Genomic DNA, 17,444 nt, shown 5'->3' on the forward strand with positions numbered 1-17,444 from the left:
ACCAAGCGGACCGACCGACCATGAGTAAAAGACTTGCCACCGGCGGCCGGCTGATCGACCGGCAACACCCGCTGGAGTTCACGTTCAACGGCAGCAAGCTGCGGGGGTATGGGGGCGATACGCTGGCCTCGGCGCTTTTGGCCAACGACCGGATGCTGCTGGGCCGGTCATTCAAGTATCACCGTCCGCGCGGGCTGGTGGCCAGCGGTGCCGAAGAGCCCAATGCGCTGGTTCATCTGGGAGAGGGCACCGCGATGGAGCCCAACCAGCGCGCCACCACCACAGAGCTTTTCGAGGGCCTGAGCGCGCAGAGCCAGAACCACTGGCCCAGTCTCGAGTTCGACATAGGTGCCATCAACGCGCGACTGGCGCGGTTTTTGCCTGCCGGCTTTTACTACAAGATGTTCATTCACCCGCGACCGTTCTGGAAACACGTGTTTGAACCCATCATCCGCCGCTCCGCCGGGCTGGGGCGCGCACCGGTTGCGGGTGATCCCGACACCTACGAACACTTCCATTTCTTCTGCGATGTCATGGTGATCGGCGGCGGGATCGCCGGGTTGCAGGCGGCGCTGACTGCGGCGCAGTCCGGTGCCAAGGTGCTGCTGGTGGAACAGACGGCCCATTGGGGCGGGCGCGCGCCGTTGGATGGTGGCACGGTTGCGGGCTCCCCTGTGGACAACACTGTGGAGGAGATGCTGGCCGCGCTACGCGCTTTGCCAAACGTGACGCTGCGCAGACGGTTGATGGCGGCGGGCATCTATGACCACGGCTATGTGCTGGGCTATGAGCAGCTGCGCGATCACGCGCCGGACGCGGACGGCCCGCGCCAGCGCCTCTGGCGAATCCGGGCGGGCCATATCATCACTGCCACAGGTGCGGTGGAGCGGCCCCTGTCCTTTGCCGGAAATGACATTCCTGGGGTGATGCTGGCCTCGGCCATCCGCGATTTTGCCGTGAACCATGGCGTTGCGGTGGGGCGCCGCACGGTGGTGGTGACCAACAACGATGACGCTTATCTGACGGCCTTTGCGCTGCAGGATGCGGGTCTGGAGGTACCGGTGATCCTCGATGCACGGGTGCTGGCAGAGGACAGCGCCGCCATGGCCCGCGCCAAATCGCTGGGGATCCGGGTGCTGATGGGGCACGGCATCGCGCGCGTGCTGGGCGGCAAGCGCGTCACCGCCGTGCAGATCTGCAGTCAGGCGGGCGATGGCACCGTGCTGGAGCAGATCGGCTGCGAGGCGGTGGCCATGTCCGGCGGCTGGTCGCCGGTGGTGCATCTGTGGTCGCACTGTGGCGGCAAACTGCTCTGGGATGAGACACAGGCGCATTTCCGGCCGGATGTGGACAAATCGCCAACAGGTGCGGACGGTGCCGCCTTCGTCAGTGCCGCGGGGGCGGCCAGCGGTGCCATGCGGTTGGCCGATGTGCTGAGCAGCGCCACGGCGGCAGGGGTGCGGGCGGCGGAGGCCGCTGGCTTTGACCCGGGGTCCGTCGAGACGCCGCTGGCCGAGAGCCCAGAGGAAGCACCGATCGCGCCCGTCTGGCTGATGCCAGCGCATGCCGGGTACGACCTGCGGTCCAAGGCCTGGCTCGACTATCAGAACGATGTGAAGGTGTCGGATGTGGAACTGGCCGCCCGCGAAGGGTTCGAGAGCGTCGAGCACGCCAAGCGCTATACCACGCTGGGGATGGCCACGGATCAGGGTAAGCTGAGCAACATCAACGGGCTAGCCACGCTGGCTGCGGCCCGCGGGTCCACCATTCCGGAGGTGGGCACGACAACCTTCCGCCCGCCCTACACGCCGATCTCCATGGGATCCATCGCGGGTGAGGCGCGGGGCGAGGTGTTTCAGCCCATCCGGCGCACGCCGCTGCACGACTGGCATGAGGCCAACGGCGCGGTCTGGGAGCCGGTGGGCCAGTGGCGCAGGCCCTACACCTACCGCCGCGCGGGTGAGAGCACCCATGACGCGGTGATGCGCGAGACCCGCAACACCCGTGAAAACCTCGGGCTGCTCGATGCCTCGACCCTGGGCAAGATCCTCGTCAAGGGACCCGACGCGGGCAAGTTCCTCGACATGCTTTACACCAACATGATGAGCACGCTGAAGCCGGGGCGCTGCCGCTACGGGCTGATGTGCTCGGAGAACGGGTTTCTGATCGACGACGGTGTCGTGGCGCGGCTGGATCAGGATACGTTTCTCTGCCACACCACCACCGGCGGCGCCGAGCATATTCACCAGCATATGGAGGAATGGCTGCAGACCGAATGGTGGGACTGGCGGGTCTGGGTTGTCAATGTGACGGAAGCATACGCGCAGATCGCCGTCGTAGGTCCGAACGCCCGAAAGGCGCTGGAAAAGCTGGGCGGCATGGATCTGTCCCGCGAGGCGCTGCCCTTCATGGGCTGGGCCGACGGGACACTGGGCGGCTTCCGGGTGCGGGTCTTTCGGATCTCCTTTTCTGGTGAGCTCAGCTATGAGATCGCAGTGGAGGCAGGCCAGGGCCGGGCGCTTTGGGATGCGCTGATGGTGGTGGGCTATGATCTGGGTGTCATGCCCTACGGGACCGAAGCGCTCCATATTCTGCGGGCCGAAAAGGGGTTCATCATGATCGGCGATGAGACCGATGGCACGGTCATACCGCAGGATCTGGGGCTCGACTGGGCGATCTCCAAGAAAAAGGACGACTACATTGGCAAACGCGCGCAGGCGCGCAGCCATATGACCGATCCCGCGCGGTGGAAACTGGTGGGCCTGGAAACCCTGTCGGGTGCTACGCTGCCCGACGGAGCCTATGCGGTAGGCGAGGGGATGAACGCCAACGGTCAGCGGGTGACCATCGGCCGGGTGACGTCCAGCTACCGCTCGCCGAACCTGGGCAAGGGGATCGCCATGGGGCTGGTGCTGAACGGACCGGAGCGGATGGGCGAGGTGCTGGAGTTCCCCGGGACCGACGGCGCAACCTACCGCGCGCGCATCGTGGATCCGGTCTTCTACGACAAGGCGGGGGAGAAGGCGGATGTCTGAGCCGGTGACAGCCCTCGGCGGTGCGGTGTTCGAGACTGGCATTGCGACGGTGCGTGAGGAACCGGTGCAGGGCATGATCACCCTGCGTGGAGATCTGGAGGACAGCGCGGTCCGCGCCGCCGCCATCGGCGCCAGCGGTGCGGAGATGCCGGACCGCGGGACCATCACCACCAGCGAGGATGCAAGCCTCGCCTGGATGAGCCCGGATGAACTGATGCTGCTTTGCCCGCACGGGGAGGTGCCCGAGCGGCTGGCACGTTTGCAGGAGGGTCTGGGGGATGCCCACGCGCTGGCGGTAAACGTCTCGGACGCCCGCGCGCTGCTGAGCGTTGTCGGGCCAAAGGCGCGAGACGTTCTGGCCAAGCTCTGCCCGGTCGATTTGAGCCCCGGTGCGTTCACCCCCGGCATGTTCCGACGCACCCGGATGGCGCAGGTGGGGGCCGCGTTCTGGATGCCCACAGAAGAGACATTTCGGGTCGTCTGTTTTCGATCTCAGACACAATATGTTTTTGATGTGCTGACTGTTGCCGCGCAAAAAGGGTCCGATGTAGGGATCTGGCCGGATCCGACGGGAGGCGGTTGACACCCGCTGCGGTCGGCGGATACTCGCCTGCAAACTGGTCTGGGTTGTGAGATGCCGGGCCCTAGAAAACAGTTGGAAAAGGTGACGAGTATCATGACGTATCGTGCAGTAATCGGTGCGGCGCTGCTGGCGCTCAGCTCTCTGGGGACATCTGCCAGCGCGGCGGAAACGGTCTATGACTGTACGGCATCCTACCGGTCGCCGAACGGGTTCATCGGCCCCCGGGTCGTGTTCTTCATTGACGAGGGTCTTGGCACCGTACGGATACTTGATAACATGATCCAGTCAGTGAAGGGCGGCCCGATCCGGGGCGAGATCAGCTCCAGTTCGGGCACGACCGACCGGCTCGCGTGGCGGGTGACGGACGTGCGGACGACACAAGGCGTCTACAACATCCGGTACAAGGCAACGCTGAACCGCAAGTCCGGGACCTACCAGATGCGCGCCGTTGGCTTTAACCATCGCTGGCGGCCGAAAGGCGAAGGCAGCTGCACGGTCTCGCGTTGACGCTATGACCATGCGGCTGACGTCAGTGACCCGTCTCGTGGCTGTCTGCCTGATCGCTGGCGCGACAGTGACGGCGGCATCATCAGCCGTTGCGCGGGATGCGAAGGGCGTTCTTTATGACTGCGACATGCAGCCATCCAAGACGAATGATTTCTGGATCTCGACCAAGATTGGCATCGTGGTGTTGAACGACGGATCTGTCGTTGTGTCGGACGGCGTTTCGCTCAACTACCCGGGTGGTACCGCCAGGGCCGCGCTGCAGCGCAATACGGATCGCGAGATGCGTTTGGACTGGCGCCTCGCCGGTGGGATCGGGAAATCGAAGGACAGGGAGTTTCTCCTGCCGGATGCGGAATATAGCGCGGTGATTGAAAAACCGTCCAACCGGATCCATGTGCGGGGCTGGTTGCCGGAGTTCCGCAAGCGGTTCAGCGGCTCCGGCACCTGCACACCCCGGGTCAAGTAAGCGGCAGAGCAGTCGCGGTGCCACCTGCGGAATTCTCCGCCTTTCGGAACTTTTAGGACTGGTTAACACTTGAAGTCCTGAGCGGCTGCGCTTTTTGTGCACTGTACCCAACTTCAATAACCAAGGGGGCCCGACATGGCTTTTTCACTTCCCGATCTTCCCTACGCGCATGATGCGCTGGCATCCAAAGGCATGTCCGCGGAAACGCTGGAATACCACCACGATCTGCACCACAACGCCTATGTCACCAACGGCAACAAGGCGATCGAAGGCACGGAGTGGGAAGGCAAATCGCTCGAAGAGATCATCAAGGGCACCTATGACGCCAGTGCCGTGGCGCAGAACGGCATCTTCAACAACATCAGCCAGCTGTGGAACCATAACCAGTTCTGGGAGATGATGGGTCCGGGCGATGCAGGCATGCCGGGCGAGCTGGAGACAGCCATCACCGAGAGCTTTGGCTCCGTTGATAAATTCAAGGACGACTTCAAGGCGGCGGGCGCCGGTCAGTTCGGTTCCGGCTGGGCGTGGCTGGTCAAGGACAGTGACGGCAGCCTCAAGGTCACCAAGACCGAAAACGGCGTCAATCCGGTATGTTTCGGGCAGACGGCCCTGCTGGGGTGTGATGTGTGGGAGCATTCCTACTACATCGACTTCCGCAACAAGCGGCCCGACTACCTGTCGAACTTCCTCGACAATCTCGTGAACTGGGAGAACGTTGCCTCCCGAATGTAAGCCAGCCGGCTGGGCCCGCGCGCGCATCGAACGGCAGATATTGCCCGTGAACGGCCACTGTCCTCGGGGACTGTATCCCGAAAAGAGTGGCTAAGGCGGGCGCGCCACATGAACCGGCGCAACGGACTGCAATCACAGTTACCCAGAAGGCCCCGTCTCTTGCGGGGCCTTTTCGCTTGTTGGTGGTCGGTTTTGCGCGCAAAACCATGCGGAAGGGAACGCGCATGGCCAGTCAAGCAGTCAAGGGTGTCGCGGCCATGGTCGCGGCCTGTAGTATCTGGGGGCTGTCTCCGATCTACTACAAGGAACTGGCGCATGTTCCGGCGCTGGAGGTGCTGTCGCACCGGATGATCTGGTCGCTGGTGATCTTCGGTCTGCTGCTGGCGGTGCAGGGGCGGCTGGGCGCCATCATCACGGCGTTACGAGGCAGACGTGCCTTTGCACTCATAGCGGTCGCCTCGCTGATGATTGCGGTGAACTGGTCGCTCTTTATCTGGTCGGTGCAGACCGGTCATACGACGCAGACCTCGCTTGGCTACTACATCTATCCGCTGGTGGCGGTGGTGATCGGACGGCTCGTCTTTGGTGAGCGGCTGACCCCGCTGCAATGGCTGGCGGTCGCATTGGCGGCAACGGCGGTCGCGTTGCTGACCTTCGGTCTGGGCACCGCGCCGTGGATCGCACTGGCGCTGGCCGTGACCTTCGGGATCTACGGCCTGATCAAAAAGCAGCTGGATCTGGGCCCCGTGGTCTCTGTCACGGCGGAGATATTACTGCTCATCCCCCTTGCCGCCGCGGTTCTGTTGCAAACACATCACAATGGTGGGGCCGTGCTGGGGGGCGATCTGCGCACCGCGGCGCTGCTGATCTTTGCGGGACCGATCACGGCGCTGCCGCTCATTCTGTTCAGCTATGCGGCGCGACGGCTGACCATGACCTCCACCGGATTGCTGCAGTACATCAACCCCACCTTGCAGTTCGGCTGTGCCGTTTTCATCTTTGCCGAGCCCTTCGGACCCTGGCATGTGGCGGCCTTTGCGCTGATCTGGACGGCGCTCGCGCTCTATTCCGCGACGGCCCTGGTGCTCGACAACGCCAGACGCAAGGCCGCGCGTGCAGCGGCAGCATCGGGCACGACCTTGTAGTAGCCGTGCAGGCAGTCATCGGCAAAACCCTGTTCCGTCACATGGCGCAGCAGCGTCAGCAGCGGATCCCAGTAGCCTTCTGTATTTACGAGAAAAACGGGCTTTTCATGCAGGCCCAGCTGGCGCCATGTGAGCACCTCAAAGAGCTCGTCGAGCGAGCCCGCACCGCCCGGCAGCACGACCACCGCATCACAGTTCATGAACATCACTTTCTTGCGTTCATGCATGGTTTCGGTGATCACATAGGTGGTCAGATCTGTCTTGCCGACCTCCCAGGCGACCAGATGCTGAGGGATGACGCCGAAGGTCTCGCCACCCGCCATCTGGGTTGCGCGCGCGACCGCCCCCATCAGGCCGACGTCACCGGCGCCGTAGACCAGCCGCCAGCCTTCCTCGGCGATGGCATGCCCCAGGGCTTCGGCATCCGCGAGGTAGGCCGGGTGGGCACCGGGGCGGGACCCGCAGTAGACGCAGACGGATGTGTGGTGCATAACGCGATCCTCATCGTTGAAATCTATGACAAAAGTGATTGTCGGTGTTTTGACCGGTGATACTGCAGTTGCTATGTAGTCTCAATTCTCGCGGCGGCCTGCCTGCGGGTGAAAATGTGGAAAGAAGAATAGGGTATGGCGGAGCAGGGCTCTGACACGGGATCGGGAAGCGGCTGGCTCTGGGGGGCAGGTATCGTGATTGCCACGCTGGTGGCGACCGGGGTTTACATGGGGCTCGACCGCGATACCCCCGTGGCGGATGCGACACAGCCCCTTGCGCAGACGCCCGTTGAGGAAGGTGCCCCGGTCGAGGAAGCGCGCACCACCGCCGAAGAGGAAGAGACGCCCGGCGAACAGACGGCCCAGCCCAGCATCGATGCGGTTCGGGTCGAGCCGGATGGGCTGGCCGTCATTGCCGGTCAGGCTGAGCCGGGGGCGGAGGTCTCAGTTCAGGTTGACGGAGAGGAGATCGCGCGCGCAACGGCGGACCAAACGGGTGCTTTTGCCGCGGTTGGCGATGTCGCACCAGATGCGGGCGCGCGGGTCTTCACGCTGGAGGCGACCAATGGGGAGCATACACAGCGGTCGGTCGAGGATGTGATCCTCGCACCGCTGCCGGCCGCCCCTGATCCACAGCGCGATGTCGTCACGGCCCTGGCGCCGGAGACGCCGCGCGCGCCGGAGCCGCCAGTTGAGACCGAGGCGCGCGAGAGGGGAGCGTCGGATGCTGATCCCAAGGCCACGGCGCAGCAGGCACCGCCGGACCGAGCGGCAGTGGCGGAGGCCGGGACGACCGAAGGTGGTGCCTCAACGAACGTCGAGGTCCAGAGCGCCGCGCAGGCGCCCTCAGATGGATCAGAACAAACGGCAGGCGAGACCCCGGCGGCCCCGGCTGCGGCGGCGGAGCCTGCGCAGTCGGTTGCGGTGCTGCGCTCCACCGAAGAGGGCGTGGAACTGCTGCAATCGGATCCTGAGCCCGCGGATGGTATCAGCATCGACACGATCGGGTATAGCGACGCAGGTGCGGTGCAGCTGGCCGGGCGCGCGGCTCCTGGCACCTCCGAGGTGCGGGTCTACCTCGACAACCGGTTTGCCACGGCGCTGTCGCTGGATGAGAACGGTGTCTGGCGCGGAGCCGTGCCGCAGGTGGCTCCCGGGCGCTACCGATTGCGTGTCGACGAAGTGAACGAGGCAGGAGATGTGACCAGCCGGATCGAGACACCGTTCCAGCGTGAGGCACCCGAAGTGCTGGCCGAGGCGACCGCGGACCGCGGCGGCGCTGTCAGCGCGGTGACGGTGCAGACCGGCGATACGCTCTGGGCGATCGCGCGGGAACGCTACGGTGAGGGGGTTCTCTACGTCAGAGTGTTTGAAGCGAACCAGCGCGACATTCGCGATCCGGATTTGATCTACCCCGGGCAGGTATTTGATTTGCCTGTGGACTAGATCCCGGTACGCGCGGTGCAGACGGGTCTATTGGTTTGATGCGCATATGATCGGACGGGTTTCGCGGATGGAGAGATGCGCCTCCGGCGGGAGTTTATCGGGCAAGATGAGAGAGCTTTGGTGCTCTTTGATGCTCGGGGAGAGCTCTTTCACGACAGTGGACCTTTGAAGGGCAAATGGGGTGCGGTGTTGATCCGTAGGGAGATCTAGGCGCCGGGCGTGAGGTTCGCTCCCGTGCCGTCTGCGGTTGGTGTGGCGCGCATTTAACTGGTGGCATGTGGGAATTCTCCCGCAATTGTCTGGTCATGCAGTGGGTCGTGACTTAGGTAACCGGTCCGAGAGCCACGCAGGACATGTGATGCCAGCCGACACCACCAGCACAGCGAACCAGGGTACGGCCGCCTCTGAGGTCAAGACCGATGAGGAGGAGCGTCAGTCCGGGCTGCGCACCATTCGCAAGGTCGCACCGTACCTGTGGCCCAAGGATCCTGCCTGGGTGCGTCACAGGGTGATCGTGGCGATGGGGTTGTTGATTTTCGCCAAGCTGATTTCCGTGACAACGCCGTTTTTCTACAAGGGTGCGGTGGATGCGCTGGCCGAGGAAGGCGTGCCGATGCTGGCCCTCGGAGCGGTGGGGCTGACGGTTGCCTACGGGATGGCGCGGCTGATGACGGTAGGGTTTCAGCAACTGCGGGATGCGGTTTTTGCGCGCGTGGGACAGCGGGCCTTGCGGATGCTTGCGTTGGAGACCTTCGGTCACATTCACCGGCTGTCGTTGCGCTATCACATCGGGCGCAAGACCGGCGGGCTGAGCCGCATCATCGAGCGGGGTGTGAAGGGTGTCGATTTCCTGTTGCGGTTTTTGCTCTTTTCCATCGGGCCGTTGCTGCTGGAGTTGTTGCTGGTGGGGGTCATTCTCGCCGTGGTGTTCGACATCTGGTATCTGGTGGTCGTGGCGGGGACCATCGCGCTTTATGTCTGGTTTACCTTTGCAGTGACCGAGTGGCGTGTGCGGCTGCGGCGGGAGATGAACGATCAGGACACCGACGCCAATCAGAAAGCCATCGACAGCCTGCTGAACTTCGAGACGGTGAAATATTTCGGCGCCGAGGCACGCGAAGCCCGACGCTATGATGCGGCGATGGAGAAATACGAGCGCGCGGCGATCAAGACGAGCTATAGCCTCGCCTTTCTGAACTTCGGCCAGTCGCTGTTGATCACGATGGGGCTGGTCGGTGTGATGGTGATGGCGGCCGTTGGCGTACAGCGCGGAGATCTGACGGTGGGCGATTTCGTCATGGTCAACGCCTATATGGTTCAGATCACGGTGCCGCTGAATTTCCTTGGCACCGTCTATCGCGAGATCCGGCAGGCGCTCGTGGATATGGGCGAGATGTTCGATTTGCTGGAGCAGCCTGCGGAGGTCACCGACCCGCCCGGTGCCAAGCCGTTGGACGTGCAGGGCGGGCGGGTTGAACTGGATGACGTACGGTTCGGCTACGATGCGGCGCGCCCCATTCTCAAAGGGGTGAGCCTGGTTGCCGAGCCCGGTCAGATGGTGGCGATCGTCGGCTCCACCGGGTCGGGAAAATCGACCATCGGGCGGCTGCTCTTTCGGTTCTACGATGTGGGCGGCGGGGCCCTGCGTATCGACGGTCAGGATGTGCGAGAGGTGACGCAGGACAGCCTGCATGCGGCCATCGGCGTCGTCCCTCAGGACACGGTGCTCTTCAACGATACGATCCGCTACAACATCGGTTACGGCCGCGAGGACGCGGGCGATGCGGAGATCGAGGCGGTGGCGCGTGCCGCCCAGATCCATGATTTCATCATGGCGCTTCCGGATGGCTATGAGACCACCGTGGGGGAGCGGGGGCTGAAGCTGTCTGGCGGAGAAAAACAGCGCGTGGGCATCGCGCGGACGCTGCTGAAGGATCCGGCGATCCTGCTGCTGGACGAGGCGACATCGGCGCTGGATTCCGAAACAGAACAAGAGATCAAGGAAGCGTTGATGCAGGCGGGGCGCGGGCGCACGGTTCTGACCATCGCACACCGCTTGTCGACGATCGCCGAAGCAGATCAGATCATCGTGCTGGAGCAGGGGGAGGTGGTGGAACGCGGCCGGCACGAGGCGTTGTTGCAAAAGGGCGGCCGCTACGCACAGCTGTGGGCGCGGCAACAGTCGGAGGATGTTGGCTGATCCGCGTTTGAGACACGGTCGGGGTTTTGGGTGGAGACGGGCACCATCTGGCGGTGAGGGGACCCCCCTCACCTCCATCGAGGAGGGTCGGGGGCTGCCTGCCCCTGCGGGTCAGGCAGCGGGGTCGATAGCGAGTGTGCTGAACACCACCGGGCCAATGGGTACCGCCGCATCCGTTTGCGTTTACGACAGCCATCGATGTCAAAGACCTTGGACCTTTGCGTCGCGACGCGTCCACGAGATGAAAGCTCAGCCGCGGCTCTCACGGTGGCGAGCCCGCCTTCCGCGCCCCTTACGCTCGCAGCTCTTGGGAACGGCACATCGCTTTTGCATAGGCCTTTTCGTGATCTATCCGTGCCAGGTATCTTTGAGCCCGCGCAATGACGTCCTTTTTATAGTGCTCAGGCCCGAGCATTTTCCTGTCATTCAGCGCACGGGTGTCGAGGAGATCGAACCGGACCCGTTCCAACCTGCAGGTCCAATGCGCTGAGGTTTCACCTGACCACTTGGCCGCGTGATAGTCCAACAGTCGTTTTCGGATGGAATACCCATGATAATCAAACGCCAGACAGCCGTCGGTGACAAAGATATGGTTGCCCGCAAACCCGTCACCCGGGATGATTCTCTCGGCGTAAAAGCCGGGCAGTGGCGGTGTCGCCAGATATGTGCCTGCCAATATGGCACATGCACCATGCCCGAAAAAGATGCGGTCAGGTAATGCCCATCTCCGGTCGGGGTCTTTCTTTATGCCGGGTCTCATTCTGTATATGGGGCGCACTTTCTGAAATCGGGTTTTGACTCTTGGTGTCGGCGCTGGTCTTTCCTTCGGTCGGGTCAACGGGCGCGGGACCGCTCGGCATTCGGTCAGATTTGTGCAGGTCATCGCTGCGGGGGTGTGACACTGAAAACCGTGGCTCTGCCTATCACCTGCCGGCGGCGGACAGAGCCACGGTTCTGTGCAACGATCGTCCGGCTTATTCCGCGGCCACCGCCTTGGAGGTCAGCTTGTCGAGCGCGCCGGTCATCATGGTGATGTATTTCGCATCCGCTGCCAGACCGTGCGTCGCTGCCAGATCGGCGGGATCGTGATAGGCCACATGCACCACACCCTCCGCATCCGCGTAGGCAACAACCCGCAGCGGCAGGTCGAGCCCGGCGGTCTGACCATCCAGCATGGCCGGTGTGCCGAGCTTGGGGTTGCCGAACATCAGCATCTGGGTGGGGCGCAGATCCATATCGACCGATGCCGCACCTGCGGCATGATCAACGCGGGCAAAAACGGTGGCGCCGGCGGCCTCGACCGCGGCTTCCAGCCGGTCGATGGTGTCGGCCACGGAATGGGGGCTGGTTTTTTCGATGAGATCGGCAGCCGCGGTGGTGCCCATCAGGGCGAGGCTGGCGGCGAGAATGGGTCGGGTCATGTGCTTTCCTTCTTGGCAAGTGCGAGGGCCTTCTACCACGCTGTTTGAGGGTGTCGCCTCACAGCTGCGTGACAGGCGTTATTCAGCTGCGCGGACCTGCGCAGGCCGGTCGGCGGGGGCCGGGGGTGTCGGGTCCTCCCACAGGATCTCGCCCGAAACGACGCGGCGGGCGTCTTTCTGCAGCGCCCAGTCGCGTGCGGCGCGGCTGGCCCGGCCCATGGAAAGCTTGGCCAGTGCGGTTGCGATCCACTGCACGTAGGTGGTGGCCCAGACCCGGATGGCCAGCATCGAGGGCGTCACCACCAGCGTCAGCACCGTCGCAATCCCCAGACCGAAGACGACCGCCGTGGCCAGTTGCTTCCACCAGAGCGCCGTCGGGCTGTTCACCGTATAGCCACCCTCGGCGAAGTTCAGGCTGAGGCCCAGCATCATCGGTGCCAGTCCGGCCATGGTGGTGATCGTGGTCAGCAGCACGGGCCGGATGCGCGCCTGTGCGGTGCGGATAATCGCCTCGATCCGTGGCATGTATTGCGCGTATTCCTGATAGGTATCGATCAGGATGATGTTGTTGTTCACCACAATGCCCGCCAGCGCCACGATGCCCGTTCCGGTCATGATGATGGAGAAGGTCTGATCCATCACCAGCATGCCGATCAACACGCCTGTGGTCGACAGCACCACCGCCAGCAGCACCAGGACGGCGTTGTAAAAGCTGTTGAACTGCGCCAGCAGGATGATGAACATCAGACCAAGCGCCGCGGAGAAGGCGGTCTGCAGGAAGGCCTGGCTTTCGGCCTGCTCCTCCTGATCACCGGTCCATTCATAGCTGATACCGTCGGGCAGGGCGGTGCTGTCCAGCCACTCTGTCAGCACCGCGATGCGTTCGTTGGCGTTGATCGGCACAAGCCGCAGGGTGCCCGCATCAAGGCCCGCCTGCAGGTTCCGGCCGGGCTCGGCCTGCCTGTCGGTGATCTTGTAGCCGATGCCCTCTGCGGTGGTCAGATCCGCATCTGCCCCAGCCGGGCGCAGGGTGGCGAGGGTGATGTCGGTATCAATGCCGTTCTCGCGCCGTGTCTCGACCACCTTCATCAGCCCCACGGCCACATCGGCCTTCACATCGTAATAGCGTTCCTGGTCGATGCGGTTGATCTCGGCCAGTTTGGGAACGGGCTTGCGGGTGATGAAATTCGACAGCGGGATCAGCCCGTCCGGCGTGCGGACTTTCAGCGTATCGAGGGTGGAGAGCACGCGGTCTTTCTCTGGCAGGCGCACGCGGATGTCGATCTCCTCGTCTGAGGTATCCACCCGCATAGTGTCGAGCATCAGGCCGCGGGTGACCAGTTGAACCATGGCGCCCACGGTCGCCACATCGGCTCCGTAGCGGCCCGCTTTCTCCACATCCACGTCGATCTGCCAGTCGATCCCGGGCAGGGGGCGGGTGTCTTCGATCAGCGCGAGCCCGGGCGTGCGTTCGAACTGCGCGCGGGCCAGTGTCGCTGCCTCCGCCAAGGCGCCGAAGTCATCGCCGAGGAACCTCAGATGCACCGGTTTGCCGCTGGCCGGACCCTGCGCAATGTCGAGGATCTCCGCCCGGACGCCGGGGATCTGCTGGAGCGCTTCGGTCAGCTCGGCGATTACCACGTCACCGTCCAGATCGGGCCGATCTGCGCGGTCGACCCAAGGGATCGTTTCGAACTGGACCTGGCCGATGGTGTCCTGCGGTGTCGAGCCACCGCTGGTATCGGTATTGAGCCCGCCCGCGCCCGCAAAGGAGAACGCATTGATGATGCCGGGGTGTGCCAAGACGATCTCCTCGGCCTCGCGCACGATATCATCTTTCTCCTCCAGGCTGAGGTTGCCGCGGGCCAGCACGTAGACGATGCCCTGCTCCGGCTCGGATTCCACGAAGAACTCGGTGCCGTTGTTGTTGTTGACGAAATACATCAGCACGGAGCCGACAAAGACAAAGACCGCACCTGCCATCACCAGCGGCATCACCGGGTTGCCCGCAATGCCCGCGATGACGTGTCCGAAGGGGGAACGGCGATAGCCTGAACGTATCTCTGGCGGTTCTTTTGCAAAGAACTTGCTGGCCAGCCATCTGCCAAAGCGCCCCATGCGAAGAAGAAGCCCCAGTGCGGAAACGACAAAGACCAGCGCCAGAATGAGAGCGACCCCAACCCCAGCAGTGGTCGCTGCTATGACTGCAAAAACAATGGCCAGAGTTGGCAAAACCGACCCGAGGATATCGAGCGAGTCCATTGCCGCGAATTGATCTTGAATGAACGAAAAGGGAAACGGCGGCGGGGCGTCCGGATCGCTAGCGGGCGGCGGTCCCGCAGTTTCAATGCCAAGCATACCAAGGAACAGGCCGAAGATAATAACCGCGAATACATACAGGATAAGAACGCCGGGAATAGCCAGTGGCAGATGGAAATACAGCGGCAACTTCGCCACGACTTCCATATAGTCCGACATCCAGCGCTCCAGACGTCCGGTGACGCCGCCCATGACGGGCAGGTAGATGAGCGCCACCACGAGGCTGGCAGACAGCACGAAGATCAGCGTAACGGGCAGCATCCCCATGAACTCCCCCGGGACGCCGGGCCAGAAAAGCATGGGCAAAAAGGCGCAAAGCGTCGTCGCGGTGGAGGAGATGATAGGCCAGAACATGCGCTTGGCCGAGTCCACATAGGCCTGCATCGGCCCCATGCCTTCCTGCTGGCGCTTGTCGGCGTATTCCACCACCACGATGGCCCCATCCACCAGCATGCCGACGGCGAGGATCAGCCCGAACATTACGATGTTCGAGACGGAGATGCCCATGAGCGCCAGAAAGGCGAAACAGAGCAGGAAGGATGTGGGGATCGCAAAGCCCACCAGCAGTGCGGCACGGATGCCCAGGGCGGCGAGCGACACGATCATCACCAGCGCGATGGCCGTAAAGACCGAGCCCAGCAGCTGCTGGACCATGCCGTCAACGATGCGTGACTGATCGTTGGAAGTGCCGACCTCCACCGCCGCGCGCAACCCCTCGGGCCAGAGCGCGCTTTGCTCGGCGATCACCTGTTTGACCAACCCGGTGGTGTCGATCAGGTTGTACCCCTTGCGCTTGACGATCTGCAAAGCAACCGTGTTACCGCCGTTGAACCGTGCGGTGCCGGTGCGGTCTTCGAAGGTCGGATTGATCTCGGCCAGATCGCCCAGGGTCACCACCCGGTCGCCGTTGGTCTTGATGGGCAAATCGTAGATGTCCTGAGGTTCATCGAAGGAAGACGGGATCTTGACCGAAAAAGCCCCCTGCGCCGTGTCGATCTCCCCCGCGGCGATCAGCTGATTGTTGTTTCGCACGGCATCCAGCAGCTCGCCCGCGGTCACGTTGTAGGCCTCCAGCCGCAAGGGATCGATCAGCACCTCGATCATCTCATCGCGGCTGCCCGCGATGCCTGCTTCCAGCACCGCATCAAGGCTTTCAAGCTCGTCCTGCAGGTCCTTTGCAACGCGGATCATCGTCCGCTCCGGCACCGGGCCGGTGAGGTTCACCACGACGATGGGAAATTCGGAGAAGTTGATCTCTGTGATGGAATACTGCTCGGCCCCATCGGGGAAATCCGCCTCAGCCCGGCCCATGGCATCGCGCACATCCGCGAGGATCTTGGTCTTGTCCCAGCCAAACTCGAACAGTAATGCGACACCGGCGTAGTTTTCGGCGGCCGTAGCGGACATCTCGTCCAGCCCGTCGAGATCGGCCAGTTCCGTCTCCATCGGTTGGACGAGCAGCGTCTCGCTGTCCGCGGCAGAGATGCCCGGGAACGGGACCGAGACGAAAAGCGCGGGGATCTCGATGTCCGGTTCGCCCTCTTTCGGCAGGGTGGTATAGGCATAGCCGCCGACCACGATGCTGAGCATGATGAAAGCGATGACCATACGCGCCCGGCCTGCGGCCCAGTCGACAAGCCCCGTCATTGGCCAAGCTCCCGGTAGGTCGGATCCACCTTGACGCCGGCGATCACGAATTCCTGCCCCCGCACGATGACATCGGCCTCGGGCGGCAGACCGGTGAGCCAGACGCCTTCGGGAGTATCGCGCATGAGTGTGACGGGATGAAAGTCCACGATGGCCTCGGTATCGACCGTCCGCACACCCAGCATGCCGTCGTCATTGAGCGTCAGGGCGGACTGCGGCAGCAGATGCGCTTCGGCGCCCTCCGCCGAGATGAGGATTTCTGCGGTCTGCCCGTCCCGGATACGGCCTTGGGGATTGGGCACCTGCATCTCGACCCGGAAGGTCCGCGTCATCTCGTCTGCCGAGCTTGACAGAAACGACACTTCGCCGCGCACCTCTTGTCCGCTCGCGGCGTCTGCTCCGCCGGTCAGCGCACCGGTACCGCTGACCAGCCGTGCGACCGCCGGTGCGCCGACGCTGACCCGCGCAACTTCTGTTTCGGGCACGAAGGCCACCAGCTTGATCGGGTCGAGCTGGATGACCGTGGCGCAGAGCGATCCGGGCTGCAACAACGCGCCGAGCTCTGCCGTATCACTCTCCAACAGCCCGTCAAAGGGCGCGCGGATCACCAGCCGTTCAAGTTCCTTCTGGGCCGTGGCGACGCTCGCCTGCGCGCCGCGGATGCCCGATTGCGCAGCCTGTAGCCCGGCACGCGCGCTCTCCACACCTGCCTCGGCGGTGGCGACGGCAGCTTCCGTGTTGGCCAGACGGGTGGTCGAGGCAAAACCGCCTTCGCTCAGCTTGGAGGACGCATTGAGGTTGATGCGCGCCTCTTGCAACTGGGATTGTGCCTGGGTCAGCCGCGCCTCGGCCTCTGGGACCCGCGCCCGGGCCTCGTCAAGCTGGGCCTCGGACTGGGCAAGTGCCGTGCCGCGCGTGCCTTCCTCCAACATACACATCGGTTCGCCCGCGGTGACCGCACGGCCTTTGCGCAGCGGCTCTGAGGCGACGATTGCAGAGGTTTCTGCACGCACGTCAACGGTGCGTGCGGCTTCTGTCTGACCGCGCAGAACCACCGCCGTGTCGATCTGGCGCGCGACCGAGCGGGTGACAAGCACCTGAACGAGGTCTTCTGCCGCCTCCGCGCTTGTGCTCGGTGTCTCGTCTGCCTCGATGCTCTCTTCTGGTGTGTCGCTACCGAAAAACGCCATGACTGCCGGACGGTCGAGGATCAAAACAGCCAGCAGGGCCGCGACCAGCAGGGCTGCCAGAATGGAAAAGATACGCATCGCGATCGCCTCATCTTGGATGCCACCGGTGTCAGGTGTCCGCGCGCCTGGCCGGAGCAGCACTTTCTCTTACGATAAATACGGTGAACTGACCAGTTCAGATCTGTTATTTTGGCAAGGTTTGTGAACTGGGCGAAAACCTGCACAGCCGGGGGTCTTGGCTTGCCATCCCGGTCAGGCT

12 protein-coding genes are annotated in these 17,444 nt (G+C 63.4%); 8 read left to right on the forward strand and 4 right to left on the reverse strand.

Annotated features, from left to right (window positions below; translation table 11 throughout):
* The first annotated feature begins 20 nt into the window (after positions 1-20).
* From Q1A53_RS12250 to rarD, 6 genes are all read left to right on the forward strand, one after another.
* Positions 21-3,035: a sarcosine oxidase subunit alpha family protein gene (locus tag Q1A53_RS12250; RefSeq protein ID WP_299966919.1), complete on the forward strand. Its 3,015-nt coding sequence runs from the start codon at positions 21-23 to the stop codon at positions 3,033-3,035.
* Entirely contained in the window at positions 3,028-3,618 is a 591-nt protein-coding gene (locus tag Q1A53_RS12255; RefSeq protein ID WP_299966922.1) for a sarcosine oxidase subunit gamma family protein, read from the forward strand. Before Q1A53_RS12250 ends, Q1A53_RS12255 begins: the two co-directional genes overlap by 8 nt.
* Positions 3,619-3,711: 93 nt before the next feature.
* Entirely contained in the window at positions 3,712-4,125 is a 414-nt protein-coding gene (locus Q1A53_RS12260) for a hypothetical protein (RefSeq protein ID WP_299966925.1), read from the forward strand.
* Positions 4,126-4,129: 4 nt separating this feature from the next.
* On the forward strand, positions 4,130-4,591 hold the full coding sequence (locus tag Q1A53_RS12265; protein ID WP_299966928.1) for a hypothetical protein: 462 nt from the start codon (positions 4,130-4,132) through the stop codon (positions 4,589-4,591).
* A 135-nt stretch (positions 4,592-4,726) separates the two neighbouring features.
* On the forward strand, positions 4,727-5,326 hold the full coding sequence (locus tag Q1A53_RS12270) for a superoxide dismutase (protein WP_299966931.1): 600 nt from the start codon (positions 4,727-4,729) through the stop codon (positions 5,324-5,326).
* A gap of 224 nt (positions 5,327-5,550) precedes the next feature.
* The gene (rarD, locus tag Q1A53_RS12275) at positions 5,551-6,471 is read left to right on the forward strand and encodes an EamA family transporter RarD (protein ID WP_299966934.1); all 921 of its coding nucleotides are present in this window, start codon (positions 5,551-5,553) and stop codon (positions 6,469-6,471) included.
* Here rarD and Q1A53_RS12280 read toward each other — a convergent pair.
* On the reverse strand, positions 6,390-6,962 hold the full coding sequence (locus Q1A53_RS12280) for a TIGR00730 family Rossman fold protein (protein WP_299966937.1): 573 nt from the start codon (positions 6,960-6,962) through the stop codon (positions 6,390-6,392). The two genes, rarD and Q1A53_RS12280, sit on opposite strands and share 82 nt — an antisense overlap.
* Before the next feature lie 135 nt (positions 6,963-7,097).
* Between Q1A53_RS12280 and Q1A53_RS12285 the strand changes: the two genes are divergently transcribed.
* On the forward strand, positions 7,098-8,408 hold the full coding sequence (locus tag Q1A53_RS12285) for a LysM peptidoglycan-binding domain-containing protein (RefSeq protein ID WP_299966940.1): 1,311 nt from the start codon (positions 7,098-7,100) through the stop codon (positions 8,406-8,408).
* A gap of 358 nt (positions 8,409-8,766) precedes the next feature.
* On the forward strand, positions 8,767-10,608 hold the full coding sequence (locus Q1A53_RS12290) for an ABC transporter ATP-binding protein/permease (protein ID WP_299966943.1): 1,842 nt from the start codon (positions 8,767-8,769) through the stop codon (positions 10,606-10,608).
* A gap of 974 nt (positions 10,609-11,582) precedes the next feature.
* On the opposite strand, the gene Q1A53_RS12295 is transcribed toward Q1A53_RS12290, so the two are convergent.
* The 3 genes from Q1A53_RS12295 to Q1A53_RS12305 all read right to left on the reverse strand — a co-directional run bounded on the left by Q1A53_RS12295 (position 11,583) and on the right by Q1A53_RS12305 (position 17,263).
* Entirely contained in the window at positions 11,583-12,029 is a 447-nt protein-coding gene (locus Q1A53_RS12295; protein WP_299966946.1) for a DUF302 domain-containing protein, read from the reverse strand.
* A 78-nt stretch (positions 12,030-12,107) separates the two neighbouring features.
* Complete coding sequence (locus Q1A53_RS12300; RefSeq protein WP_299966948.1) at positions 12,108-15,995, reverse strand: efflux RND transporter permease subunit; 3,888 nt, start codon at positions 15,993-15,995, stop codon at positions 12,108-12,110.
* On the reverse strand, positions 15,992-17,263 hold the full coding sequence (locus tag Q1A53_RS12305; RefSeq protein WP_299966950.1) for an efflux RND transporter periplasmic adaptor subunit: 1,272 nt from the start codon (positions 17,261-17,263) through the stop codon (positions 15,992-15,994). Before Q1A53_RS12305 ends, Q1A53_RS12300 begins: the two co-directional genes overlap by 4 nt.
* Between the last annotated feature and the right edge of the window lie 181 nt (positions 17,264-17,444).

Origin of the sequence: uncultured Roseobacter sp. (assembly GCF_947496515.1) — a bacterium.
Lineage (GTDB): Bacteria > Pseudomonadota > Alphaproteobacteria > Rhodobacterales > Rhodobacteraceae > Roseobacter.

What these genes read in the sequence shown, in the direction of transcription:
- Q1A53_RS12250 (WP_299966919.1), top strand. Translation starts at nt 21, where the DNA reads ATGAGTAAAAGACTTGCCACCGGCGGCCGGCTGATCGACCGGCAACAC.
- Q1A53_RS12255 (WP_299966922.1), top strand. Translation starts at nt 3,028, where the DNA reads ATGTCTGAGCCGGTGACAGCCCTCGGCGGTGCGGTGTTCGAGACTGGC.
- Q1A53_RS12260 (WP_299966925.1), top strand. Translation starts at nt 3,712, where the DNA reads ATGACGTATCGTGCAGTAATCGGTGCGGCGCTGCTGGCGCTCAGCTCT.
- Q1A53_RS12265 (WP_299966928.1), top strand. Translation starts at nt 4,130, where the DNA reads ATGACCATGCGGCTGACGTCAGTGACCCGTCTCGTGGCTGTCTGCCTG.
- Q1A53_RS12270 (WP_299966931.1), top strand. Translation starts at nt 4,727, where the DNA reads ATGGCTTTTTCACTTCCCGATCTTCCCTACGCGCATGATGCGCTGGCA.
- rarD (WP_299966934.1), top strand. Translation starts at nt 5,551, where the DNA reads ATGGCCAGTCAAGCAGTCAAGGGTGTCGCGGCCATGGTCGCGGCCTGT.
- Q1A53_RS12280 (WP_299966937.1), bottom strand. Translation starts at nt 6,962, where the DNA reads ATGCACCACACATCCGTCTGCGTCTACTGCGGGTCCCGCCCCGGTGCC.
- Q1A53_RS12285 (WP_299966940.1), top strand. Translation starts at nt 7,098, where the DNA reads ATGGCGGAGCAGGGCTCTGACACGGGATCGGGAAGCGGCTGGCTCTGG.
- Q1A53_RS12290 (WP_299966943.1), top strand. Translation starts at nt 8,767, where the DNA reads ATGCCAGCCGACACCACCAGCACAGCGAACCAGGGTACGGCCGCCTCT.
- Q1A53_RS12295 (WP_299966946.1), bottom strand. Translation starts at nt 12,029, where the DNA reads ATGACCCGACCCATTCTCGCCGCCAGCCTCGCCCTGATGGGCACCACC.
- Q1A53_RS12300 (WP_299966948.1), bottom strand. Translation starts at nt 15,995, where the DNA reads ATGACGGGGCTTGTCGACTGGGCCGCAGGCCGGGCGCGTATGGTCATC.
- Q1A53_RS12305 (WP_299966950.1), bottom strand. Translation starts at nt 17,263, where the DNA reads ATGCGTATCTTTTCCATTCTGGCAGCCCTGCTGGTCGCGGCCCTGCTG.